Source organism: Gammaproteobacteria bacterium, from assembly GCA_029881255.1.
Taxonomy (GTDB): Bacteria; Pseudomonadota; Gammaproteobacteria; order S012-40; family S012-40; genus JAOUMY01.
Map to the genome: position 1 here is coordinate 123635 of JAOUMY010000004.1, position 24579 is coordinate 148213.

22 protein-coding genes are annotated in these 24579 nt (G+C 47.3%); 18 read left to right on the forward strand and 4 right to left on the reverse strand.

Annotation, left to right across the window (positions count from 1 at the left end; genetic code table 11):
- Window positions 1–22 precede the first annotated feature (22 nt).
- The 3 genes from OEZ43_10055 to OEZ43_10065 all read left to right on the forward strand — a co-directional run bounded on the left by OEZ43_10055 (window position 23) and on the right by OEZ43_10065 (window position 2990).
- Window positions 23–688, forward strand: a complete 666-nt coding sequence (locus tag OEZ43_10055) for a hypothetical protein (GenBank protein ID MDH5545927.1) — start codon at window positions 23–25, stop codon at window positions 686–688.
- A 198-nt stretch (window positions 689–886) separates the two neighbouring features.
- Window positions 887–2083, forward strand: a complete 1197-nt coding sequence (locus OEZ43_10060) for an O-antigen ligase family protein (GenBank protein MDH5545928.1) — start codon at window positions 887–889, stop codon at window positions 2081–2083.
- Window positions 2084–2201: 118 nt separating this feature from the next.
- On the forward strand, window positions 2202–2990 hold the full coding sequence (locus tag OEZ43_10065; protein MDH5545929.1) for a capsular biosynthesis protein: 789 nt from the start codon (window positions 2202–2204) through the stop codon (window positions 2988–2990).
- 21 nt (window positions 2991–3011) lie between these two features.
- Here the strand turns inward: OEZ43_10065 and OEZ43_10070 are convergent, their stop codons facing one another.
- The 3 genes from OEZ43_10070 to OEZ43_10080 are packed head-to-tail and all read right to left on the reverse strand — an operon-like array spanning window position 3012 to window position 7752.
- The gene (locus OEZ43_10070; protein ID MDH5545930.1) at window positions 3012–4517 is read right to left on the reverse strand and encodes a SpoVR family protein; all 1506 of its coding nucleotides are present in this window, start codon (window positions 4515–4517) and stop codon (window positions 3012–3014) included.
- An 8-nt stretch (window positions 4518–4525) separates the two neighbouring features.
- Window positions 4526–5803, reverse strand: a complete 1278-nt coding sequence (locus OEZ43_10075) for a YeaH/YhbH family protein (GenBank protein MDH5545931.1) — start codon at window positions 5801–5803, stop codon at window positions 4526–4528.
- Between the two features lie 26 nt (window positions 5804–5829).
- Entirely contained in the window at window positions 5830–7752 is a 1923-nt protein-coding gene (locus OEZ43_10080; GenBank protein MDH5545932.1) for a PrkA family serine protein kinase, read from the reverse strand.
- Window positions 7753–8259: 507 nt separating this feature from the next.
- Here OEZ43_10080 and OEZ43_10085 point away from each other — a divergent pair.
- The 4 genes from OEZ43_10085 to OEZ43_10100 all read left to right on the forward strand — a co-directional run bounded on the left by OEZ43_10085 (window position 8260) and on the right by OEZ43_10100 (window position 10836).
- Window positions 8260–8793 carry an HPF/RaiA family ribosome-associated protein gene (locus OEZ43_10085; GenBank protein MDH5545933.1) on the forward strand — a complete coding sequence of 178 codons (534 nt, stop codon included), beginning with the start codon at window positions 8260–8262 and terminating at the stop codon, window positions 8791–8793.
- 263 nt (window positions 8794–9056) lie between these two features.
- A complete protein-coding gene (locus OEZ43_10090; GenBank protein MDH5545934.1) occupies window positions 9057–9785 on the forward strand; it encodes an RNA polymerase sigma factor FliA in 729 nt (242 codons plus the stop codon).
- 173 nt (window positions 9786–9958) lie between these two features.
- The gene (locus OEZ43_10095) at window positions 9959–10393 is read left to right on the forward strand and encodes a DUF1249 domain-containing protein (GenBank protein ID MDH5545935.1); all 435 of its coding nucleotides are present in this window, start codon (window positions 9959–9961) and stop codon (window positions 10391–10393) included.
- 260 nt (window positions 10394–10653) lie between these two features.
- Window positions 10654–10836 (forward strand): hypothetical protein, encoded by a 183-nt coding sequence (locus OEZ43_10100; protein ID MDH5545936.1) that lies wholly within the window; start codon window positions 10654–10656, stop codon window positions 10834–10836.
- A 66-nt stretch (window positions 10837–10902) separates the two neighbouring features.
- Here OEZ43_10100 and OEZ43_10105 read toward each other — a convergent pair whose 3' ends face one another.
- Window positions 10903–11766 (reverse strand): LysR family transcriptional regulator, encoded by an 864-nt coding sequence (locus OEZ43_10105; protein MDH5545937.1) that lies wholly within the window; start codon window positions 11764–11766, stop codon window positions 10903–10905.
- A 104-nt stretch (window positions 11767–11870) separates the two neighbouring features.
- Here OEZ43_10105 and leuC point away from each other — a divergent pair, with 104 nt between their 5' ends.
- From leuC to accD, 11 genes are read left to right on the forward strand one after another with little or no spacing between them, the layout of a single operon-like run.
- Entirely contained in the window at window positions 11871–13277 is a 1407-nt protein-coding gene (leuC, locus tag OEZ43_10110) for a 3-isopropylmalate dehydratase large subunit (GenBank protein ID MDH5545938.1), read from the forward strand.
- Window positions 13278–13290: 13 nt separating this feature from the next.
- Window positions 13291–13929, forward strand: coding sequence for a 3-isopropylmalate dehydratase small subunit (gene leuD / locus OEZ43_10115; GenBank protein ID MDH5545939.1), 639 nt, complete (start codon window positions 13291–13293; stop codon window positions 13927–13929).
- 46 nt (window positions 13930–13975) lie between these two features.
- Complete coding sequence (leuB, locus tag OEZ43_10120; GenBank protein ID MDH5545940.1) at window positions 13976–15139, forward strand: 3-isopropylmalate dehydrogenase; 1164 nt, start codon at window positions 13976–13978, stop codon at window positions 15137–15139.
- Between the two features lie 15 nt (window positions 15140–15154).
- Entirely contained in the window at window positions 15155–16180 is a 1026-nt protein-coding gene (locus tag OEZ43_10125) for an aspartate-semialdehyde dehydrogenase (protein MDH5545941.1), read from the forward strand.
- 46 nt (window positions 16181–16226) lie between these two features.
- Complete coding sequence (locus OEZ43_10130; GenBank protein ID MDH5545942.1) at window positions 16227–19454, forward strand: hypothetical protein; 3228 nt, start codon at window positions 16227–16229, stop codon at window positions 19452–19454.
- Window positions 19455–19506: 52 nt separating this feature from the next.
- A complete protein-coding gene (locus OEZ43_10135; GenBank protein ID MDH5545943.1) occupies window positions 19507–20199 on the forward strand; it encodes a hypothetical protein in 693 nt (230 codons plus the stop codon).
- The gene (truA, locus tag OEZ43_10140; protein ID MDH5545944.1) at window positions 20196–20996 is read left to right on the forward strand and encodes a tRNA pseudouridine(38-40) synthase TruA; all 801 of its coding nucleotides are present in this window, start codon (window positions 20196–20198) and stop codon (window positions 20994–20996) included. Before OEZ43_10135 ends, truA begins: the two co-directional genes overlap by 4 nt.
- Window positions 20997–21032: 36 nt before the next feature.
- A complete protein-coding gene (locus OEZ43_10145) occupies window positions 21033–21671 on the forward strand; it encodes a phosphoribosylanthranilate isomerase (protein ID MDH5545945.1) in 639 nt (212 codons plus the stop codon).
- Entirely contained in the window at window positions 21658–22857 is a 1200-nt protein-coding gene (trpB, locus tag OEZ43_10150; GenBank protein MDH5545946.1) for a tryptophan synthase subunit beta, read from the forward strand. The genes OEZ43_10145 and trpB overlap by 14 nt, the downstream gene beginning before the upstream one ends.
- On the forward strand, window positions 22854–23660 hold the full coding sequence (trpA, locus tag OEZ43_10155; GenBank protein ID MDH5545947.1) for a tryptophan synthase subunit alpha: 807 nt from the start codon (window positions 22854–22856) through the stop codon (window positions 23658–23660). Before trpB ends, trpA begins: the two co-directional genes overlap by 4 nt.
- A 21-nt stretch (window positions 23661–23681) precedes the next feature.
- Window positions 23682–24575, forward strand: coding sequence for an acetyl-CoA carboxylase, carboxyltransferase subunit beta (accD, locus tag OEZ43_10160; protein MDH5545948.1), 894 nt, complete (start codon window positions 23682–23684; stop codon window positions 24573–24575).
- Window positions 24576–24579: the final 4 nt, after the last annotated feature.

A 24579-nucleotide genomic window follows, 5' to 3' on the forward strand; every position in this document is an offset into this window, starting at 1 on the left:
GATGGAAAGAGTGATAAGGACTATGAAACAGTATATTTGGGGATGCATCCTGGGAGCGGCTTTTACTTCCTTGTCAGTTTCGGCAGCCGAGGTTAAAATCAATGAATTCAAAGGGTTGGTGTTGGTCAACAACGGCCAGGCCTTTATCAGCGCCAAACCAGGACAAGTGCTACATTCTGGTGACCAAGTGTATATCCTTGATCATTCTGTTGTGGTGCTCGCCCAAGGTGAAGCCTGTTTCGTCAAGATCCGTCAAAATGCTTTAGTAACTATTCCTGCAGGAAGTCTCTGCGAGATTAACGCAAGTACCGTCAAATTTATGGGCACGCGCTATGCGGCGGCGATAGGCATAGTAAACACTCCTACAAACGACGCGGCTAAACCAGCTGGAAACGGGGCACTGGGCGGGATAGTCATTGAAGAAGAACCTATTCAGATTAGTGATGCCGATACACCAAAAGAGGTTCCTGCTTCGGAATCCGGCGGCATAGAAGGTCTGGCAACTAAGTTAGCGGTACCGGCAACCGTGTTGGGCGCGATTGGGTTTTCTGCGATAGTTGGCGGAGCGGGTGAGCCGGTTGATGTAGGTCCGACAACAGGTGGCACATCAGGAGAAACTGGTGATAATACAGTTGGTGGTGTAACCGGTGAGCCTGGTGAAAACGGCGAACCTATTAGCCCGGCCTAGAACTTTTTTGGTTGAATGACTTCGTTAGAAAATTCTTCCCCTAGCGGGAGAACCCATTCCTATTTTCCTTCCACGTTATCCTTTTATTTCTGTCTTGCTATCATTGTTTTCGCGCCTCTGTATCGAGGAGGAAATCGACCACTGGCTTTGATGAGTCTGGAGTTACTCGGCTTGATTCTCCTTGCTCTCGGATATTTTGTGTGGAAACGTGAGAATTTGACGGTCGGTGTATTTGGCTGGCTGGTGGCTCTAATTTGTTTGCCGGTCATTTATCTGGTTCCACTACCCACATCGATTTGGGAGTTGCTACCAGGTACATCTATTTATGTTGAAATTCTGAATCAGCTACCAGAAAAAACAAGCTTCCACGCGATCACTCTATACTCTGGAGCGAGCCTCGACGCGTGGGTAGCGCTAATCCCTGTGATAGCAGTATTTTTGTTTTTTGTTAACAGCTCCTACTCGCAGCTGATTCGACTTGTTTATGTGGTTTTGGCAATCGCAGTTTTTCAATCGCTGCTGGGATTATTGCAGTACACCCAAGGCTCCGAAAGCTTGCTACGGTTTGGAATGACAGGTCATGCTGATAGTGGAATCGGAACCTATCCTAATCGAAACCATCTTGCAGGCTTTCTGGAAATGTTTTTGCCGCTCGCATTGATGTTTTTTTTCGTATCGGTGAGTCAGTTTGCGCATTCCAAGCGTGGCCGTTTTGCCAAGCTGGCGGTTTTAGGAAATATGCGCAGTGGGGTATTGTTTGTAGTGAGCGTGCTGTTGCTGCTGGGAATCGTGTTTACCCGTTCCCGAACGGGGTTGGCTTTAGGTATGTTTGGAGTTTTGTTAACGGCATTCCTATTGCTAAAGCTACGCTCGCTAACGATGGTGAGAAAAACGACGTTGATTACCGTTGTAATAGTTTTTACCTGCGCGGCCGAAATCGGTTTGCTGCCAGTTTTTGAACGCCTGGCCAATCAAAATCCTCTGTCGGATAGCCGATGGACGCTGTTTGCCTCCACTTGGGAAGGTATTCGATATTTTCTCCCCTTTGGTTCCGGGCCGGGAACATTTCCATATATCTATCCACGTTTTCAAGTACCAGAGATAACGGGTTTTGTTAACTATGCTCACAACGACTATTTGCAATGGTTGTTTGAGATGGGAATGGGGGGGGGGCTGCTTCTGTTGACGGCAATATGGCTTTTTATCATGCAATGGCAGTATCTATGGAAGGGAACAAAAGAAAATCCGCATATACTGGTTCAATTATCCTGCGGTGTTGGTATAATCCTGCTCCTTCTGCATAGCTTGGTCGATTTCAATCTCCGAATACCGGCTAATTCCATATATTTTTCAATGCTTTGCGGTATATTTTTTAGAATAAAAAAAGAAAATTGATCACCGAAAAACGGTAATCATCGCGTGGGAGTTATGGGGCTCTGAATTGTTGTTGAATTTATTTGAACCACCATGCTTCAAGCGGTTCAAATAATGAAAATATAGAGAGGGAGGCCCTGTGATTGATTTGCACGCCCATATTCTGCCAAAACTGGTGGATGGCTCTTCTGAAAACACTCAAGTCTCAGAGCAACTGGTAAGAACTGCCATGGAAGATGGTATTCACACCATCGTATGTACGCCTCGAATGGGGGCAGATCGTGGCCTGAGCGCGGCAACCATACGCAAAAGATTCTTTCGTTTCTATCACGCAGTCCAGGAACTAGGCTACCCGATAAGTTTGAAGCTTGGGGCTGATATAGATTTAAGTGAAGGGCTGGCGGAAAACCTTAGATCGGCGAAATTCTTGACAATAAATCGTAGCCGCTACTTTCTACTCAGATTACCAAAAGAAGCTCCTTCACTTATGCTCGAAGGTGAAGTTGAGCAATGTCTTGCTGCTGGTTATATACCCATTTTGACCCATCCAGAAAGATTGAACTGGATTTCCTCGCATTATAAACGAGTAGTTAATTTGCTATTGGCCGGCGCGTGGTTACATATTACGGGTGACAGCCTGACCGGTCATCTTGGCCGTTTGCCCAAGTATTGGGCGGAGCGTTTGCTAGACGAAGGTTTAGTGCATCTGATTGCTACCGATGCTCATGCCAGAGACAAAAGGGCACCAATGTTATCTGAGGCTTTTGAATTGGCATCGGTACGTGTTGGTTCTCAGGAAGCAACACAACTGGTAGAAGGGCGTCCAAAGGCGGTGTTGTTCGATATGGATCCGCAAGATGTAATATTGCCGCCGGCACTTATAAAGGAAAAACCTTTACCGGTAAAACTGGTGTCCCAAGGCGTTTGAATCGCCTAAATACTCAGTTTTTTAAGCCGCTTCGGTTTTGTGTAGTTCGAATGTGAGTTCTGGTTCATTGTCTTCGCTGACAGTCTCCAGCTTTACATTGAATCCCCACAAACGCCCCAAATGTTTCATAACTTCTTCAAGGCTATTGCCCAACGGACGGCGATTGTATTGGTAATGTCTGAGCGTCAGCGATCGGTCCCCTCGAACATCAACTTTATAAACCTGAATATTGGGTTCAATACTGCCGAGGTTGTACTGGTCGGCCAGCTTTTGGCGCACGGTACGATAGCCTTCATTATTGTGTATTGCCGAAATTTCAATATGACTGTTTTTGTCGTCGTCGAGGACGGAGAAAAGTTTTAAATCACGAATGACTTGTGGTGACAAATACTGAGCGATAAAACTCTCATCTTTAAAATTGCGCATTGCAAAATCCAGAGATTCTATCCAGTTGCTACCAGCAAGGTCAGGGAACCAGTAACGATCTTCGTCAGTCGGTTTCTCACAGATACGGCGGATATCGCGGAACATGGCGAAGCCGAGGGCATAGGGGTTGATGCCTGAATAATATGGGCTATCAAAGGCTGGTTGAGATACAACATTGGTATGTGACTTTAAGAACTCCATCATAAAGCCATCGGTAACCAATCCTTCTTCGAATAATTTGTTCAAGATGGTGTAGTGCCAAAACGTCGCCCAGCCTTCGTTCATAACCTTGGTTTGACGTTGAGGGTAGAAGTACTGCGCGATCTTGCGTACGATGCGCACAATCTCTCTCTGCCAGGATTCCAGCAGTGGCGCATTTTTTTCAATGAAATACAGGACGTTTTCCTGCGGTTCTTCAGGAAAATTGTGCTCTTGTTTGTCTTCCGTTTTTTTGCCGAAATTGGGGATGGTGCGCCAGAGTTCGTTTATTTGGGACTGAATATAGGCCTCACGTTCTTTTTGTCGGGTCTGCTCTTTCTGCAACGAAACGGGTTGAGGCCTCTTGTAGCGATCTACGCCATAGTTCATTAATGCGTGACACGAATCGAGGATTGCTTCCACCGCTTCGACTCCGTAACGTTTTTCGCATTTGGCGACATACTTTTTGGCAAATAGAAGATAGTCAATTATGGCATCGGCCGAAGTCCATTGCTGAAAGAGATAATTATTCTTAAAGAATGAATTGTGTCCATAGGCAGCATGGGCGATTACCAGAGCCTGCATCATCATGGTGTTCTCTTCCATCAAATATGAGATACAGGGATTGGAATTGATAACGATTTCGTAGGCGAGCCCCATTTCGCCCCGCTTATAGCGTTTTTCTGTTTCAAGAAATTGTTTGCCAAAAGACCAGTGGTGATAACCAACAGGCATACCGACAGAAGAATAGGCATCCATCATTTGTTCAGCGCTGATAACTTCGATCTGATTTGGATAGGTATCCAGTCCGAACTCTTTAGCAACTCTGGAAATTTCTCGGTCGTATTCCTCTATCAACTCGAAGGTCCAGTCAGAACCGGTAGATATAGGTTCACGCTTCATCTGCTACCTCATGTGGTTTTGATTTTATCCTGCTTTTTAAACAGGTCTCGGAATACGGGGTAAATGTCTGCAACAGTTTCCAATTGGCGCATGGCAAAATGCGCAAATTGACTGGTCAGAGTTTCGTACTCATACCATAAACTTTGGTGATTCTCCGGAGTAATTTCCACATAGGCGAAATATTGTACAAGTGGAAGAATTTTATTTTGCAATATGTTCTTGCATAACGGAGAGTCGTCGTGCCAGTTATCACCATCCGAGGCTTGTGCAACGTAAATATTCCATTCGTTTGTCGGATAACGATCACGTATAACGTCATCGGCAAGTTTCAATGCGCTGGATACTACCGTGCCGCCAGTTTCTCTGGAGTAGAAAAACTCCTCCTCTGTAACTTCTTTAGCGATCGTGTGATGGGAGATAAATACAAGTTCAATCTTTTCGTAATTTCGGTTTAAAAAGAGATATAGCAAAATGAAAAAACGTTTAGCCATATCCTTCTTTTTCTGATCCATGGAGCCAGATACATCCATGATGCAGAACATGACTGCTTGTGTCGTTGGTTTAGGTAGTTCGATGCGGTTGTTATAGCGTAAATCAAAGGTATCAATAAATGGGACCTTTTTAATCCGACGCTTTAATTCCTCGATCTCTAACTCCAATGCCTTGATTTGGGGATTGGTTGAATCGAAGAGATTGCGGATTTCGGAAAGTTTGGCCTCCGCTTCTTTCAAACGTTTTTTATAGGGCGAACGTAATGCGATGCGTCGTGCATAGGCATTGGTTAGTGATCTAACAATATTGATATTTGACGGAACGCCGTCTGATGTATAGCCCGCTCTAACACGACTCTTTTCATAAATCGTTGTTAGCTGTCGCTTGGTTAAATTAGGAAGTTCGAGGTCCTCGAAAAAGAATTCCATGAATTCTTCTTTGCTGAGTTCAAACACAAAGTCGTCGACACCTTCGCCTTTGTTCGTTGCCTTGTTGCCTTTGCCTTTTCCACTTTGAGACTCGGGGCGGGGAACTTTATCGCCCGGTACAAACTCGCGGTTGCCAGGGTGTACAACGTCACGTCTTCCACCCTGACCGTGATGAATGTTGGGCTCCGAAATATCCTTAGAGGGAATGGAAATGCTTTCGCCTTTTTCGATATCTGTAATGCTTCTTCCGGCAATGGCATCGGAAACTGCACGTTTGATCTGGTTCTTGTAACGATGAATAAAGCGTTGTCTGTTGACTGCACTTTTATTCTTACCGTTAAGCCGCCTGTCTACAAATCGAGACATATTGATAATCCTGTTGTTGTCTACTGCTATGACGACTTACGAACACGTAAATACCATTCACATAACAACCTCACTTGCTTGCCGGTGTATCCTTTTTCCGTCATACGATCAACGAAATCATCGTGCTTCTTCTTGTCATCAGCGGAAGATTTGGCATTGAAGGAAATAACCGGTAACAAGTCTTCTGTATTCGAAAACATTTTCTTCTCAATAACATTGCGAAGCTTTTCGTAGCTGTTCCAACGTGGGTTTTTTCCGTTGTTACTGGCGCGTGCGCGGAGTACAAAATTTACAATCTCGTTTCGAAAATCCTTGGGATTGCTGATACCTGCGGGTTTCTCAATTTTCTCAAGCTCCTCGTTTAAGGCAGAGCGGTTGAGAATTTCGCCAGTATCCGGATCGCGGTAATCCTCGTCCTGTATCCAGTAATCAGCGTACGTCACATATCGGTCGAAAATGTTTTGACCGTATTCTGAGTAGGATTCGAGATAGGCGGTTTGAATTTCCTTGCCGATGAACTCTACATACTGAGGAACCAGGAACTCCTTTATATATGAAAGATAGCGTTCCTCAATTTCAGGAGGAAATTGCTCCTGCTCGATCTGTTGTTCTATCACATAGAGCAGGTGTACTGGATTCGCTGCCACTTCGGTATTGTCGAAGTTAAACACTTGGGACAAGATCTTGAAGGCAAAGCGAGTGGATAGTCCGTTCATTCCTTCATCGACACCAGCGAAATCTCGATATTCCTGATAGGATTTTGCATTAGGGTCTGTGTCTTTGAGGTTGTCACCATCGTAAACACGCATCTTGGAGAATATGTTGGAATTTTCTGGTACTTTCAGTCGGGATAGAACAGCAAATTCAGCCATCATCTTCAAGGTGTCAGGCGCGCATGGTGCTTTAGCCAAAGAGCTATTGACCAAGAGTTTGTTGTAGATCTTGATTTCGTCACTTACACGTAAACAATACGGTACTTTTACGATATATATACGATCAAGAAAGGCTTCGTTATTTTTGTTGTTGCGGAATGCCTGCCATTCGGATTCATTTGAGTGGGCGAGTATGACGCCTTCGAATGGTATAGCAGAAAGTCCTTCTGTACCTTTGTAGTTTCCTTCTTGAGTCGCAGTGAGTAGAGGGTGCAACACCTTTATAGGCGCTTTGAACATTTCCACGAATTCAAGAAGCCCCTGGTTGGCCAGGCAGAGGCCACCGGAGTAGCTATAGGCATCGGGATCATCTTGCGAGTACTCCTCAAGCATTCTGATGTCCACTTTTCCAACAAGGGAAGAGATGTCCTGATTGTTTTCATCTCCTGGCTCAGTTTTGGCGATAGCTGTTTGGCGTAGGATTGACGGTTTCAGTTTTACAACTTTGAATTTGGTTACGTCACCATTGAATTCGTGAAGCCGTTTAACGGCCCAGGGCGACATAATGGTATTCAGATATCGTTTTGGTATGCCAAAATCCTGTTCAAGAATGTCGCCGTCCTCTTCAGGAGAGAATAGTCCCAGTGGCGATTCGTTGACTGGTGAGCCTTTGAGCGCATAAATTGGCTCATGCTCCATCAGTGACTTTAGTTTTTCAGCGAGAGACGATTTTCCGCCACCAACCGGGCCTAGCAAATAGAGAATCTGTTTCTTTTCCTCAAGCCCTTGAGCTGCGTGCTTGAAGTAGGCGACGATGCGTTCAATTGTCTCCTCCATGCCATGGAAGTCCTTAAACGCGGGGTAGACCTTGATCATACGATTGGAAAAGATACGACTCAGGCGTGGATCGTTCCTTGTATCAACCATGGTAGGCTCACCGATTGCCATCAGCATGCGTTCCGCAGCATTTGCGTATACTGAGCGGTCTTTTTTACACAGATCGAGGTATTCCTGTATGGAAAGCTCTTCTTCCTGCGACTCTTCGTAGCGGGTTTGGTAGTGGCTAAAAATACTCATATGAAATCTCCCACCGTCTGGTTATGTCCATGCCATGAATCTGCCAATATGCTGTTATGAGTGGAGCAAAATCCAAGCCAGTAGTCTGTGCTGGCCGTGAATGTAAAAAAAGCTTGTGTTTTCGTCAGTGCTGGTGTTAGGCCGAAGTGAATCAAGGTTTTGTCCTCGTTTGACGGGAAGCCGACAGTGAATATAACTTACTGCACAGGCACACGTTTTAGATAAACCTCATAAGAATTGGTTCGTTCACAAGTGAAATAAAAATCAGCTTTTCGAATTAGAAATATAATTAATGAGAGTGGATTAAAAAAAGCTATTTGAAAGGGTGGTATCGATAGGATACAGATATAAATGTCGGACGCGGTTTAATTAAAAGCCTTTATAAAATGCTCAGTATTTATATGTAAAATTCCTTGGAATTTAGTTCTCTGGAACCCTAAGAGCTGCTCTCGATTTCGCGTCCTTCATCCAGTCTGGTTTATAACATCCGTGACAGGAGGACTAGTAGTGAAACTTCCCTTACAGATTACAACACGCAAGGTAAATTTGTCTGATTCTGTTCTTGCTTCAATAAAACGCAAAGCAGCCAAGCTCGAAAATTTTACTGATAGTATTATCGGATGCAGAGTGATGGTTGAGACGCCACACCGGCACAAAAATCACGGTCAGCAATACAATGTCAGAATCGACATTACCATGCCAGGCATTGAGCTTGTGGTAAAACGGGAACCGGATCAGGATTTGTCCGTGGCCGTCAGAGATGCTTTCGACGCTGCACGCCGCCAAATCCTTTCTTATCAACGCAAACGTCGTGGCGAAGTGAAACATCACGAAGAGATGATTCCAACCGCCACAGTGAGCAAGATATTTGAGCAGGAGGGCTATGGTTTTCTTGAAACCAATGACGGTCGAGAAATCTATTTTCATGAGAATAGTGTTATAGACAAGGGGCTAGATGAATTGGAAATAGGAAATACCGTGCGCTTTTCTGAGAAGCAAGGCGTTAATGGCCCACAGGCGAGTTACGTTTCCAGTTTGTAAATTATCTGAGACTCAATATAGAAACCACGTCCATTGGGCGTGGTTTTTTTTTGTCTATACATTTCTTCAGCTCGATTGTTGTGATCACGATCACAGAAATGAATACTGTCACGCGAAGCTAGTCACAATAAAACAAGTGCTTATGTATACTGTCGCCAGTGGTTTCTAAAGTTTATTTAACCGAATGTCGAAACTTTTCCAGAGGCACGGAAGCTGAACAAATGGTATGGAAAAGCACATAAAATTTAATGAGAAAGATGAAAATGTCCAGTTCTTCCTATCAGGAATTGCCAAGCGACAAGAGTCAGACGCAGTTGATTCAGCAATACTCTGCACTGGTCAAACGAATAGCCTATCATCTGATGGCGCGATTACCTGCGTCTGTGGTGGTGGATGATCTGATTCAGGCTGGCATGGTCGGTCTTCTGGAAGCAGCGAAAAATTACAACGCAGAACTAGGCGCCAGTTTTGAAACCTATGCAGGTATTCGAATTCGCGGTTCGATGTTGGATGAGCTGAGACGTAATGACTGGGCACCTAAATCGGTACATCGCAAGACGCGCGAGTTAGCTCAAGTGGTACGGAATATAGAGGCTCGTACAGGAAGAGATGCCAGGGACGAAGAAATCGCTAACGAGATGGGCATCAGCCTGGATGATTACTACAAAATACTCCAGGATGCGAGCAGTGCTCGTATGTTTGGCTTCGAGGAACTTGGAGTGGATGAGGAGGCCCTCGAGGGCAGTACGTCTGGCGGTAATATATCGCCGTATGAAGCGATGAAGGACGAGCGATTCAAGGTCAAGCTCACTGAGGCAATTGGTGGCTTACCGGAAAGGGAAAAGATGGTAGTTACACTATATTACGACTCCGAGCTTAATTTGCGTGAAATAGGTTCAGTCCTCGGAGTCAGTGAATCTCGTATCAGCCAGCTGTTAAGTCAGGCGATGATACGTTTACGTGCCCGCATGAAGGAATGGATTAGCGACTAGGCATTGCTTTTGCCTTTCTTTTAGTCCTCACATCCACTCTCTTGTCAAGACTGTTTTTCACCATCCTTTCCCGCTAAACTGAAACCAGAAAATTTTTAAAACTGAGGCCTTTTTGGTTAAAGCATTTCGATTAAGCAGCGATAAGGTAGAAACGGAATTGGAAAGACAAGGTCATGAGAAAGCCGCATAAAGAAAATTCACAAGCGTTGTGCGAAGCGAATTATCGCAGCTTACGCCGTCTTTTTCCTGGGATTAAAGACCTGGGGTGCTGGACTTGTGGTTTCTTTGTATCGGGGCAGGAATTAGACGTCGAGATCATTGAACAAACTCCTTATACAACGACTGCGCGTATGGCGCTATCCGTGCATGGGCAATTATGCGTGCCAGCCAGTCAATTTCTGATTCGTATGTATCATGATGCGAGAGTTGCAGAGGTGCTGAACTTTCAAGGTCACGAACGCCTCCAGCCGCACTATCACTATCCCAATGATAATCTCTATTACGCCGATGAAAAAAGACAGGTCAATCGATTGCTTTGGGAAGGTTTGATGATGTGTGAGCGATTTGGGCTCGAAGTCAGAACCGCGGACAGCAGAATCGCAATCTAAAGCTGTAAACAATATTTAGCGTAAGAACACTTCTACTATTCTCTTATATTAGTATTAGTTGAATTTTCGTATTCACTAATATATGCGAAATTCCTTAGTCTCATTGACCAATCGAAGAACTCCGAAATTCTTATAAATTCAAATTGTGATTCCATTCACAATTTTTTTTCTTGTCTCGTTAAATATCTTTCGTGTGCAGACGATTATTTAGATAGATCGATTGAGGAATCGAGATTTACAAAGAATTCAGGAGGCATAAAATGGGGCGGCCAGGGCACGCGAACGAAGAAGGTTATGAAGAAAGTTATTCGTTTGAAGACTCATATTTTGAACCAACGTCCGGACAATTAGGCGAGGACTGGGACACGCTAATGGAAGAGTATTTTGATGACTACGAAGATTTCAAGGACGTCAATTTCCCTGACTCAGATGACGATTTATAGTCAATTTCGGCTCAAGAAATTGTAAGGATACGAAGCAAAGCCGCACATTAGTGCGGCTTTTTTTATTCAAGCGATATCTTCAAAAATAGTTAATAGTGCTTTTGCCGCCTTGGGTAGCGTACGTCTCTGGTCAAACACAAGGCCGAGATTTCTATTCAGTGCAATATTCTTTACTCTAAACGCCTGCAATTCAGGTGTAATCATAGTCTCCGGTAAAATGCTCCAGCCGAGTCCAACAGATACCATCATTTTTATCGTTTCAAGATAATTGGTCGATAAGGTCTGGGTCAGGCTGATATCAAATTGGCTTAACGCGCGTTCCAGTATATCTCGGGTGACGGTACCGCGTTCTGGCAGGATAGAAGGCATGCGGATCAGCTCATCTGGCGTGACTGTGGACTTCACTGTGTACTCGCGGCTGACGACGAAGAGCAGTTTGTCTTTCCACAAAGTCTGGCAGTGTAAATACTCGATATTGCGCGACGGCAGGGTTACAACGCCTATGTCCAGATCCCCATTTAATATCTTCTCGATCACCAGCTCCGAATCATTGAAATGCAACTGTAGATTGACCCCGGGGTATTGCTGAGAATACGTTCGCAAGATTGGTGGCAGGCGGTGCAGGCCAATATGATGACTGGTGCCCAGGAGTAATCTGCCTCCAACGCTACTGGCAAGGTTATCGATGGCTTTGCGACCGTCATCAATGCTGTGAAGAATGTGTCTGGCATGGGGAAGAAACGTTTGACCTGCCTCAGTAATGAGTACGTTCCTGCCCACGCGATCAAATAGTCGCGTGCCCAACTGTTCCTCCAGGCTAGCGATACGCTTGCTAACCGCTGGTTGACTTAGATGTATCTGTTCTGCAGCGCGAGACACAGATCGCTGGTCTGCGACCGCAACAAACGCACGAATTTCTCTTATATCCAATATATAACTCTTTGGAATAGAAAATATGAATAATATAAATTAGAGTAATACACGAAATATACGATAGACTTTGTTGGAAGGTCAATAATTCGCAGGAAAAGGCAATGGGCGGAAAAACACTTTATGACAAATTATGGGACGACCATGTGGTCAATATTGACGAAAATGGTACAGCCTTATTGTATATCGATCGTCACTTGATACATGAGGTAACCTCGCCACAGGCATTCGAGGGTTTACGCCTTGCACAGCGACAGCCATGGCGACTCAACGCCAATCTGGCAACACCGGATCATAATGTGCCAACGACGGATCGAGAAAAGGGGATTGCAGATCCCATCTCTCGTTTGCAAGTCGAAACATTGGATGAAAACTGCAGGACGTTCAATATCACTGAGTTCGATATGTCTGACCTACGTCAGGGCATCGTACATGTCGTGGGTCCGGAGCAAGGGGCTACGCTTCCGGGAATGACGGTAGTGTGTGGAGATTCCCACACAGCGACTCATGGGGCCTTTGGAGCACTGGCGTTTGGTATAGGTACTTCCGAAGTCGAACATGTTTTGGCAACACAGTGCCTCATTCAGAAAAAGTCCAGGAATATGCTGGTCAAGGTCAATGGAAAGACCGGACCTGGTGTTACGGCCAAGGATATTATCCTCGCCATTATTGGTGAAATCGGTACTGCTGGTGGGACTGGTTACACCATAGAATTTGCCGGTGAGGCCATCCGTGATCTGAGCATAGAAGGGCGCATGACAGTGTGCAATATGGCGATTGAGGCAGGTGCTCGTGCAGGCATCGTGGCCGTCGACCAGAAGACACTGGATTATGTAAAAGGGCGACCTTTTGCGCCATCGGAAAAAGATTGGGCACAGGCGGCTGCTTACTGGAAGACGCTGGTCAGTGACGCGGATGCGAGCTTTGATCATGTGGTAGAACTAGATGCGACTGCGATACGGCCACAGGTGACCTGGGGCACCTCTCCGGAAATGGTAGTCGATATAGGTTCGAAAGTGCCGGACCCTGAATCTGTCACAGACCCGGTCAAGAAAGAAGGCATAAAGGCAGCGCTCAACTATATGGGCCTGCAAGCCAACACTCCGATCGAGCAAATCAGCGTGGACAAGGTGTTCATTGGTTCCTGTACGAATTCGCGTATCGAGGATCTTCGGCAGGCAGCGTCTGTCGCCAAGGGAAAGAAAGTCGCCGACTCTATTCTTCAAGCCCTGGTTGTGCCAGGTTCTGGCCTGGTTAAGCAGCAGGCAGAGCAGGAAGGGCTTGATAAAATCTTTATCGAGGCCGGATTCGAGTGGCGTGAGCCAGGTTGCTCAATGTGTCTTGCGATGAACGCCGATCGTCTAGAACCAGGCGAACGGTGCGCGTCTACGTCGAATCGCAATTTCGAGGGACGACAGGGGCAGGGCGGTCGCACTCATCTGGTGAGCCCGGCAATGGCGGCGGCAGCGGCAATCGCCGGACATTTCGTCGATATCAGCATTCAGGCCTGAAGAGGAGATAGTAATGAAACCTTATGTAAAGAACTCAGGCATTGTCTGTCCTCTCGATCGGGCGAATGTCGATACCGATGCCATTATTCCAAAGCAGTTTTTAAAGTCGATCAAGCGCTCTGGTTTTGGCCCGAATCTGTTCGATGAATGGCGCTATCTGGATCATGGCGAACCGGGGATGGATAACAGCAAGCGTGCGGTCAATCCCGAATTTGTGTTGAACCGTCCTCGGTTCGCAGGCGCGACAGTGTTGCTCGCAAGGGACAATTTCGGTTGCGGCTCTAGCCGCGAGCATGCCCCTTGGGCGCTGGAAGATTATGGTTTTCGTACCATTATTGCGCCGAGCTTCGCGGATATTTTCTATAACAACTGTTTCAAAAATGGTATTCTGCCCATCAAACTTGGTGCATCGATTGTTGATCAGCTTTTTCGCGAAACCGAAGCCGAGGTCGGGTATCAATTGACGATAGAACTGGAAAAACAAAACATCATCACGCCATCGGGCCAGCAAATTTCCTTCGAGGTCGATGCGTTTAGAAAATATTGTCTCGTTAACGGCCTCGACGACATTGGACTTACCTTGCAGAAAGCCGATGAAATTCGAGCTTATGAAGCTCAGCGCAAAACACGGGCGCCATGGTTGTTCGCATAATTGATAGTAAAGATGCAAAAGAAGTAGTAATTGAGAGAGTAATTAAATGACACACAAAATAGCAGTGCTTCCCGGCGATGGTATTGGACCAGAAATAGTCGCGGAGGCCGTCAAGGTGCTTCACTGCCTTCAAAAAGATTTTGGTTTGAAAGTCGAGTGTGAAAACGCCTTAGTTGGTGGTGCGGCAATCGATGCTACTGGTGGTCCACTGCCACAAGAAACGATGAAACTGGCCCTGGATGCTGATGCGGTCCTGCTGGGTGCGGTGGGTGGTCCGAAATGGGAATCACTCGATATTTCCATCCGACCAGAAAAGGGATTGCTAGGGCTGCGCTCCGGGATGGAATTATTTGGAAATCTTCGCCCAGCGATACTCTATCCTCAGCTTGCCGACGCATCGACTTTGAAGCCCGATGTAGTATCAGGGCTCGACATCATGATCGTCCGTGAGTTAGTTGGTGGAATCTATTTTGGTCAACCGCGCGGGATTCGTACTCTCGATAATGGAGAGCGTCAAGGATACAACACTCTAGTCTACAAAGAGTCAGAAATCGAACGTATAGGTCGTATGGCCTTCGAAACCGCGCGTAAGCGTGACAAGCGAGTTTGTTCGGTTGACAAAGCCAATGTGTTGGAATGCACGGAGCTATGGCGTGAGGTGATGACGCGAATTGCGAAGGATTATCCTGATGTCGCTTTAAGTCATATGTATGTAGATAATGCGGCCATGCAGCTAGTGCGAGCGCCCAAGCAGTTTGATGTAATGGTTACGACGAATATGTTTGGTGATATCTTGTCAGATTGCGCAGCCATGTTAACCGGTTCAATTGGTATGTTACCATCGGCATCACTTGATGCGAATGGCAAGGGTATGTATGAACCAATACACGGTTCGGCGCCTGATATCGCCGGGAAGGGCGTAGCAAATCCACTGGCAACTATTTTGTCCGTAGCGATGATGTTGCGTTATTCACTGAGTGAAAGCGAACTGGCGGACAGAGTGGAAAATGCAGTCTCGACTGTGCTCGACGAAAAACTTCGTACACCTGATATTTATACAGACGGTATGCGTAAGGTGGGTACAGAGGAGATAGGTGACGCGGTAGTCGCCGCAATGAAGCGCAGTCTTTGGAGTGAGACCGGCGCGAACAACTGCGCGCAGCAAGCGGGTGAATGTGTGCGTAACGGTTTTTCCAATAGTATTGATTAATTCGGGAAGAAGGTCATGAGTCAGAAAAAGTACGATGTTGCAATAGTTGGTGCCACTGGAGCGGTGGGTGAATCCATGCTCTCGATACTGGAACAGCGCAATTTTCCGGTAAACAATCTTTATCTTTTGGCCAGTGCGCGTTCTGCAGGTAGCAGAATGGAATACAAAGGAAAATATTTAATAGTAGAAGATCTTGCTACTTTTGATTTTTCCAAAGTACAAATCGGTTTGTTTTCTGCCGGTGGTTCTGTATCGAAAGAGTATGCGCCTAAGGCAGCGGCGGCAGGTTGTATCGTTATCGATAATACGTCAGAGTTTCGCTATGACGACGATATCCCCTTAGTTGTACCAGAAGTCAATCCGGACGCCGTGGCTACTTATACCAATCGCAACATCATCGCCAATCCTAATTGTTCCACTATACAGATGGTCGTCGCGCTAAAACCAATCTACGACGCTGTCGGTATTACGCGTATCAATGTCGCGACTTATCAGGCAGTATCTGGTACAGGTAAAGAAGCGATTGAGGAATTGGCAAAGCAGACCACAGCATTGTTGAACATGAAAGAGATCAGCTGCGAAGTATATCCTAAGCAGATCGCGTTCAATGTTCTGCCTCAGATCGATGTCTTTATGGACAATGGCTATACCCGCGAAGAGATGAAGATGGTATGGGAAACCAAAAAGATCCTCGAAGATGACAGTATCCAGGTCAACCCGACTGCGGTTCGTGTTCCGGTATTTTACGGTCACTCTGAAGCGGTACATATTGAAACAAAAGAGAAAATTACCACTCTCATGGCAAGAGACTTGCTAGAAAAAGCACCGGGCGTACAGCTTTTGGATGTGCGTGAAGCCGGCGGCTATCCCACTGCGGTAACGGAAGGGGCGGGCAATGATCCTGTTTACGTTGGACGGATACGCGAGGACGTCTCTCACCCGAGAGGACTCAACCTGTGGGTGGTAGCTGATAATGTTCGTAAAGGTGCGGCGCTAAATAGTATTCAGATTGCGGAGTTACTGGTCGACAAATACATTTAAGACCTGGGCTCATTCAGGCGCCACCGTGGCGTTGCTGGACTAAACAATGGATGCATTATTGAGCAGGAAGATTGTTAGCAGAACTTTGATCGGTCTCATACTTGTTTTAGCAGGTATGGGGCCGTCTGTCGTGTTCGCCCTCGGCGTAGGTGCGATAACGCTTGAATCTTCATTAAATCAACCGCTTAACGCAAAAATCGACCTGCTCGGCGCGACCACTGACGAGCTCGAGGGCCTATCGGTTAATCTAGCACCGAATGATGTCTATAACCGCATGGGTATTGAGCGGGGCGAGATACAGGAAAATCTCAAGTTCCGCGTCGATCAGAATAGTAACGGTGATGCTTTTATTCGTGTCTATACGCTGGAGTCTTTCGGCGAGCCCTTTCTGAATTTTCTCATTGAAGTGAACTGGCCTAGTGGCCGTTTGCTGCGTGAATTCACGATTTTGTTAGATCCACCGGTGTTTGAACAGGAAGAAGCAAAGCCTGTGTCCACGCCAGGGCTTGATGAACCACCACCGGAGACCATATCTGACGTCCAACCGGACTTCGATAAACCAATGGAAGTCGTTCCTTCAGCCACGGAATCCTTGGCGGAAGAACCGGAAATCGCTACGGAGACACTGGTAGAGAATCTGCAATACGGGCCTGTCAAACGAGGCGAAAACTTGTGGAAAATTGCCAATAGTATTAAGCCCAGTGATCTCACTCTACAACAAGTGATCATGGCGCTTTACAAGCAAAATCCCGAGGCATTTTTTGGCAATAATGTCAGCATGCTCAAGGAGGGAAGTGTTCTTCGTCTGGATGATATCGATGCTGCCCGGCGTATACCGGTGGACAAGGCTATTGCGGAACTGGCGCGCCATCACCAGGATTGGTTGGCTTATAAACGCGAAAAAGTTGCCTCGCGCGCTGTTGCAGCGGAATCCATAGGCGAACGATTACATGGCGAATCCAAAGTTAGCGATGAAGAACTCGCGGCTACACGTCCGGAGGAGCAGCCGGTACTAAAGCTGGTAACGCCTAGTCCGGAAGAATCACAATCAAAAGGCATCGATAGCAGTCTTAGCGAAAAAGTTGAAAGTGAGCTGAACCATGCGCGCATCGAATTGGCTATGGCTAACGAAATGCTTGAGGCATCGAGGCAGGAAAACCAGGAATTAAGAAGTAGGATTAGTGCACTTGAGTCTCAACTTGAGTCTATGAAAAAGTTGGTGGAGCTGCGCGATAAAGAAATGCAGCTTTTGCAGCAGGAACGAGTTGAATCACCACCTCGCGAAGTGGAAGACATCACGCAGCTCTCTGTAGATACCGGCGATGAAGGTATGGCTCCAGCGGCTGAAAAAGAGCCAGAGCAGAGTAAAGAAATCGATATTTTTTCAGACACACGCACGATTGTTACCTTGGGCTTAGTCGTTGTTCTTCTCCTCTCATTCTTCTATGTCGTAACGCGTTCACGCCAACGTGATTTGAACACTCCACTATTTGACGACGAGGAACTGTATAGTGAAAACAAGTCCGATGCAGTTAAATCCGAGGCAGTCAAAGAAGTTGAAAAGCTGGAGACCAAACCAGAGGGTGATCTCGGGTTCGGGGTTTCGGAAATACCTCCAGAGGAGTCGGATGAGGACGAGTTTATTGATCCGATTTCAGAAGCCGATGTTTATCTGGCTTATGGAAAATACGATAAAGCCAAGGAACTGCTACGCCCAGCGATAGAAAAGAATCCAGAGCGTCATGAGCTCAAACTCAAGTTATTGGAAGTGTTTTCTTTGGCGGGCGACAAGCATTCGTTTGATAGTTATGTAGAAGAGTTTTACGCTGCGTTGGCTGGCGACCGGGAAAACCCACTCTGGGGTAAGGCAGCAGAACTGGCCAAAGATGTCAGCCCGGATAACCAGTTATTCTCACAGGTAGTGGTTAGCGATGATTCAGTTTTCTCTGAGGAGACCAAGCTGGACTCGGTAGGCGCTCCAGAGTTCGGCGAATCAACAGATGCTGTTCTGGATCGTTTGTTTGAGGACGATGCGACAGTTAGCCAACCAACATATTCTAGTGTCTCTACCGCTAGTGCCCATACTGGGTCTAAACTGGATTCCGACCCACTGCGAGAAGAAGATGTACCTTCGCTTGCTATGAGCGATCTGGAATTGTCGCAACTCGAAAGTATTGCGCCAGGCGATATGGGAGAGAACCCAGCGCGTAGTGAACCGATGGTGAGCGATCGTGGTTTGACCAGCATGCTGGAGAACTTCGAGGAACCTGATATCGGGTCCAGTATTTCCAAAACAGTTGCTGAAGAACCTGTACAAACGCGTGGCCAGACTGACATCGCTAGCACTCAGGTACTCAGTGATGTCACTGCTGCTATCCCACTCGACGAACATGAAGACAGCATCGCGGTAGCTGAAGCTCTCGATAGTTTGTTCGAAGAACAGCAGGCAGTCGAGTTCGCACAAACTCAGTCGGATAACAGTGCGATTGAGCAGATGAAATCGGCTGCTGCAGTTGCTGAAAATGAAGATTCGATAAGGTCAGCACCGATCAGTGAACTGGAAACTATCCCTGACTTGACAGATGTCGCATCAACCGAGTCGCCGACCATACAATCTCTCGGACTCGATGGTGAAACTGTTCCGGTCAGTGAAGGAATGAGTAGCCTGCACGATACTACAGTGGATGTTGCGGCAGCATCGACGCCTGTAATGTCATCAGGGTTGGAAGAAGAGGCTGAAACCGTCGTATTCGATGAAGAAATTGGTCCACTGGAAACTTTGAGCAATAACGTCGAAGCCATCAGCATGTCCGTATTTGATGAATCGACGGATGAGAATCTGATATCAGATGCTTTTCTCGAAGAAGATAAATCCTTAACGGCCTTATTAAGTTCTTCACCCGTTAGCGAGCCAGGTATACCAGAGGTTTCACTGCCAATGGATAGCGTTGCTGAGAATGTAAGTGACGTTTTCTCTGAGGGCATGGATGAACTGGAATTGCACACATCTGCAACTGGTGAATTACCGGATGTTACCGAAGTAACCGATATTTTTGCTGAAGACGCGGAAACGCCAGTCCAGTCCGCAGCGGAATTTGAAGACACGACTATGTTTCTTCTAGCTGATGAAGTCGGTACCAAACTTGACCTTGCACGAGCTTATATTGAAATGGGCGACAAACAAGGTGCAATTGAGTTACTCAGGGAAGTTCAGGCCGAAGGCGATGACAAGCAGCGTTCGGATGCCGAGGAACTACTCGCGTTAGCCGGTTAAAATACACACGATTTTTGAATTTAGAATAATCAACGTATAATTCAGGCCACATTTGAATTGGCCAGTCGCATTGCATCCCAGTATCCTTATTGTAATATTTTTCGTATTCGCCGGTGTTCTTGCAACAGGAGACTGGTCGCACCTGATATCGGGTGCATTCTTACTGACCTCCGCTTTTCTAATGTTTAGACGGCTACCTTCAACAAATACCTGGCGCTTGCTCCGTCGCTTGCGTTGGATATTTCTTACCCTGGTGGCGGTCTATGCCACGATGACACCCGGTGCTCCTGTCCTGCCAAACCTGGATTTTATTAGCAAAGAAGGGTTGTTGCTTGGCCTTCTGCGAGGGTTAATACTGCTATTGCTTGTGATTGCCGTTGACCTGTTGTTAAACGCCTTGTCCAGAAATGAGTTGGTGCGCGGTTTATACTGGTTGTTTCGTCCGCTTAATGGCGTTGGGTGTGATATCGATCGATTAGTCTTACGCACCTTGCTCACAATGGAATATGCGCTTGAGGGTAGCGGTGAGAAACGACAGACCCAGCCGTCGATTGAAACTGGTAATTTCTCACAACGATTAGATTTGGCAGCCAAAACATTGCAGCAACGATTTGAAAACGCACTGATGCAAGAGCACCATAGAGAAGAAATTGTCGTGGATACAGGTGAGCCACCGTCCGTGCTTGCTTGGCTTGTACCGGTGGCTATTGGTTTGGCAATGATGACACTTGAAGCTGCAATATGACTGAGAACACCAAACAACGCATTGCTATGGGCGTGGAATACGACGGCTCTGAATATAGTGGCTGGCAGTATCAGGGACACACCCAGAACACGGTACAATACGACGTGGAAAAGGCCTTGTCAGCGGTGGCAGATGAAGCCATACAAGTTCATTGCGCTGGACGAACGGATGCTGGTGTACATGGCAGCGAGCAGGTGATTCATTTCGACACATTGGCCGAAAGAAGTTTACGTGGCTGGGTCTATGGCGCGAACGCCAATCTTCCGAAAAAAGTGTGTGTTTTGTGGGCAAAAGAAGTGGATGATAATTTTCATGCGCGCTTTTCAGCGACGGCTCGTCGCTATCGCTATATCATACTGAATCGAGCCATCAGGCCAGCAGTGCTCAATCATCGTGTGACGTGGGAATATCGGGCACTGGATGCAGATAAAATGCATAGCGCAGCGCAAGCCTTGGTGGGCGAACATGATTTTACTTCGTATCGTGCTGTGGCATGTCAGGCGAAAAAGCCAGTGCGCGAGTTACGTTGGATTCGCGTATCGCGGCATGGCCAGTATGTCGTCATAGACGTTGAAGCCGATGGATTTCTACACCACATGGTGAGAAATATTGCTGGAGTCTTGATGGATATTGGCGCCGGTAAAGCCAAGGATTCTTGGGCTGCGGAAGTGCTGGCACATCGAGACAGGAATCTTGGCGGCGTAACTGCGCCTCCCTGGGGTTTATATTTGGCCAGAATCACTTACCCGGAGTCATTTAAACTGCCTCAACTTTCCCTAGACTCGCCAGTTTGGTAATCTTAGCCACCTTTTTCAATGAATTGCTGACCCGTTGTGCGAACCCGTATCAAAATTTGTGGAATCACCCGTTGGGAGGACGCGGCTGCGGCCGTAGAGTGCGGTGCTGACGCACTGGGCTTCGTCTTCGTACCAAATAGCCCACGATGTATCGGGGCGAAGCAGGCTGCCACAATCATTCAGCGTCTGCCGCCTTTTGTAAGCGCAGTTGGCTTATTCATGAATCAGCAGGAACGGGATATCGGTCCGATAATCGACCAGGTGCCGCTCGATATACTGCAATTCCATGGTAATGAGAGCGCGCAAGAATGTGCCTGCTATCAGCGGCACTACATAAAGGCGTTGCCTATGGGGGGCAATATTGACCCAGCAGACTATATGGCCGGACATCCTCTTGCTAAAGGGTTTTTGCTCGACAGCCATGCCGATGGAGGGCTCGGTGGGAGTGGACACACCTTCGACTGGAATCGGATACCCCGGGGGCTTGATATTCCGATCATACTGGCGGGCGGGCTTAAACCTGAAAATGTGGCCGCGGCGATAGGCAGTGTCAGGCCTTACGGCGTTGACGTTAGTAGTGGTGTTGAAATCGAAAAAGGAATAAAGGACAGAGTCCTGATCCAGGACTTTGTAAATGCTGTAAGAGAAGGTGACAGAATATATGAAATTGACTGATATGCCCGATGCTAATGGCCATTTTGGCGTTTATGGCGGGAAGTTTGTAGCGGAAACCCTGATGGAGCCGCTGGAAGAACTACGGCAGGCCTATGAAAGCCTAAAGAAAGATGCCGGTTTTCAGGCCGAATTAGACCGTGACCTGGCCCACTACGTCGGTCGTCCTAGTCCTATCTACCACGCAGAAGGGTGGAGTCGTCACCTGGGCGGGGCACAAATTTATCTTAAGCGGGAAGATCTCAACCATACAGGTGCGCATAAAGTTAATAACACCATTGGCCAGGCCTTGTTAGCCAAACATATGGGCAAGACACGTATCATCGCCGAAACCGGTGCTGGTCAGCACGGTGTAGCCAGTGCAACAGTGGCGGCACGTCTGGGTCTCGAATGTGTAGTCTATATGGGAGCAGAAGACGTCAAACGTCAGGCGATTAATGTCTATCGCATGAAGCTACTCGGCGCAGAGGTTGTCCCTGTTACCTCAGGTTCCAAGACACTCAAGGATGCCTTGAACGAAGCCATGCGTGACTGGGTAACCAATGTGGATAACACCTTCTACATCATTGGTACAGTCGCCGGTCCGCATCCATACCCGGCCATGGTGCGCGATTTTCAGTGCATTATCGGTCGTGAAGCGCGGAAACAGATGCAGGAGATGACCGGAAGGTTACCCGATGCGCTGGTGGCATGCGTTGGGGGTGGCTCTAATGCCATCGGACTGTTCCATCCCTTCCTGGATGACAAAGAAGTGGCTATCTATGGCGTTGAGGGCGGTGGCGATGGCCTAGATAGTGGTCGTCATGCAGCTCCTCTTTGTGCGGGCACACCGGGTGTGTTACATGGCAACCGTACCTATTTGATGGAAGATGAAAACGGACAGATTATTGAAACACACTCGATCTCTGCAGGGCTCGATTATCCTGGCGTTGGCCCGGAGCACGCGTGGCTGAAAGATATCGGGCGAGCAAATTATGTGGCTGTTACTGATAGCGAGGCACTCGATGCCTTTCACGCACTAACACGCAAAGAAGGCATAATCCCTGCCCTGGAATCCAGTCACGCTCTGGCCTATGCGGCCAAACTTTCTAAAGAGCTGGGTAAGGACAAAAACATCCTGGTAAACCTCTCGGGCCGTGGTGACAAGGATATCCATACGGTAGCAGGTCTGGAAGGTATGAAAGTATGAACCGTATAGAAAAACGATTTTCCGATTTGAAGGCCCAGGGCCGTAAAGCACTCATTCCTTATGTAACCGCTGGCGATCCAGATCCCACGATAACGGTAAGCTTGATGCATAGCATGGTCGAGTCCGGTGCGGACTTAATTGAACTGGGAGTGCCGTTTTCTGATCCGATGGCCGATGGTCCGGTGATTCAAGCCGCTTGCGAGCGTGCATTGAAACACGGCGTCAGCTTGCGCGATGTGTTGGCGATGGTAGAGCGTTTTCGCGAACTCGATGCAGAAACACCGGTGGTTCTAATGGGCTACCTTAATCCGATTGAAGTCATGGGTTATCAGACTTTCACCACAGCGGCAAAAAAAGCCGGTGTCGACGGTGTTTTAATTGTTGATCTTCCTCCTGAAGAAGGGGAAGATTTGGGCAAGTGTCTTAAACAGGACGATATTGCGCCGATTTTTCTGCTCGCACCGACAAGTACCGATGCGCGAATAGAGAAAATCGTCAGTCACGCCAGAGGCTTTGTCTACTATGTTTCACTTAAGGGTGTAACAGGGGTGAAAAGTCTGAATGTAGACGAGGTCAGTGCCCGATTGAATCAATTAAGACGCATGACGGATTTACCTATCGGCGTTGGATTTGGAATTCGTGATGCGGATTCTGCTCGAAAAGTTGCAGCAATTGCCGATGCCGTTGTCGTAGGTAGTGCGATAGTAACCCGGGTAGAGTCTTTGCAAGACAAACCCGAAAGTATTAACGCCGAAGTGGGTGCATTTCTGGCAGAACTGCGCGCGGCGATGGATGGCAAATAACCGGAGTAGTGGAACGAAAACATGAGTTGGTTTGAAAAACTGTTACCTTCACGAATTCGTACCGAAGCGAATCAAAAGAGCACCGTACCAGAAGGTCTGTGGACCAAGTGCGACGGATGTAGCGCGGTATTGTTTAAGGCTGAACTGGAGCGCAATCTCGACGTTTGTCCCAAGTGCGATCACCACATGCGCATCGGCGCCCGTCGTCGCTTGACAATGTTTCTCGACGAAAACGGTCGTGAAGAAATTGCGCCCAATCTTGAGCCAGTGGATTTGCTTAAGTTCAAGGATAGCAAGAAGTACAAGGACCGGATTGTTCAGGCACAAAAGTCTACCGGTGAGAAAGATGCCCTAATCGCCATGCGTGGTGCGGTTAAAGGGGTGCCCGTTGTCGCAGCCGCATTTGAATTCAAATTTATGGGCGGTTCCATGGGATCCGTAGTCGGCGAGAGATTTGTGCGTGCCGCCAACGTCAGTTTGGAAAAACGAATTCCTTTTATTTGTTTTTCTGCCAGTGGCGGCGCACGTATGCAGGAAGCTTTATTCTCCCTAATGCAAATGGGCAAAACCAGCGCAGCGCTCGCAAAACTGAGCGAGAAGGGAATACCTTATATCTCTGTCTTGACCGATCCAACTATGGGTGGTGTTTCCGCAAGTTTCGCTACGCTGGGCGATCTCAATATCGCAGAGCCTAAGGCCTTGATAGGTTTTGCGGGCCCAAGGGTAATTGAGCAAACAGTACGTGAAACCCTGCCCGAAGGGTTTCAACGCAGTGAATTTCTACTCGAAAAGGGTGCAATCGATATGATTGTCGACAGGCGAGATATGCGCGATAAGCTCTCCAGTATGTTGGCAATGCTTAGCGAGCATCTAAAAAAGCCCGCGAAACAAGAAGCAACTACTACGGTCGCGTGATTTC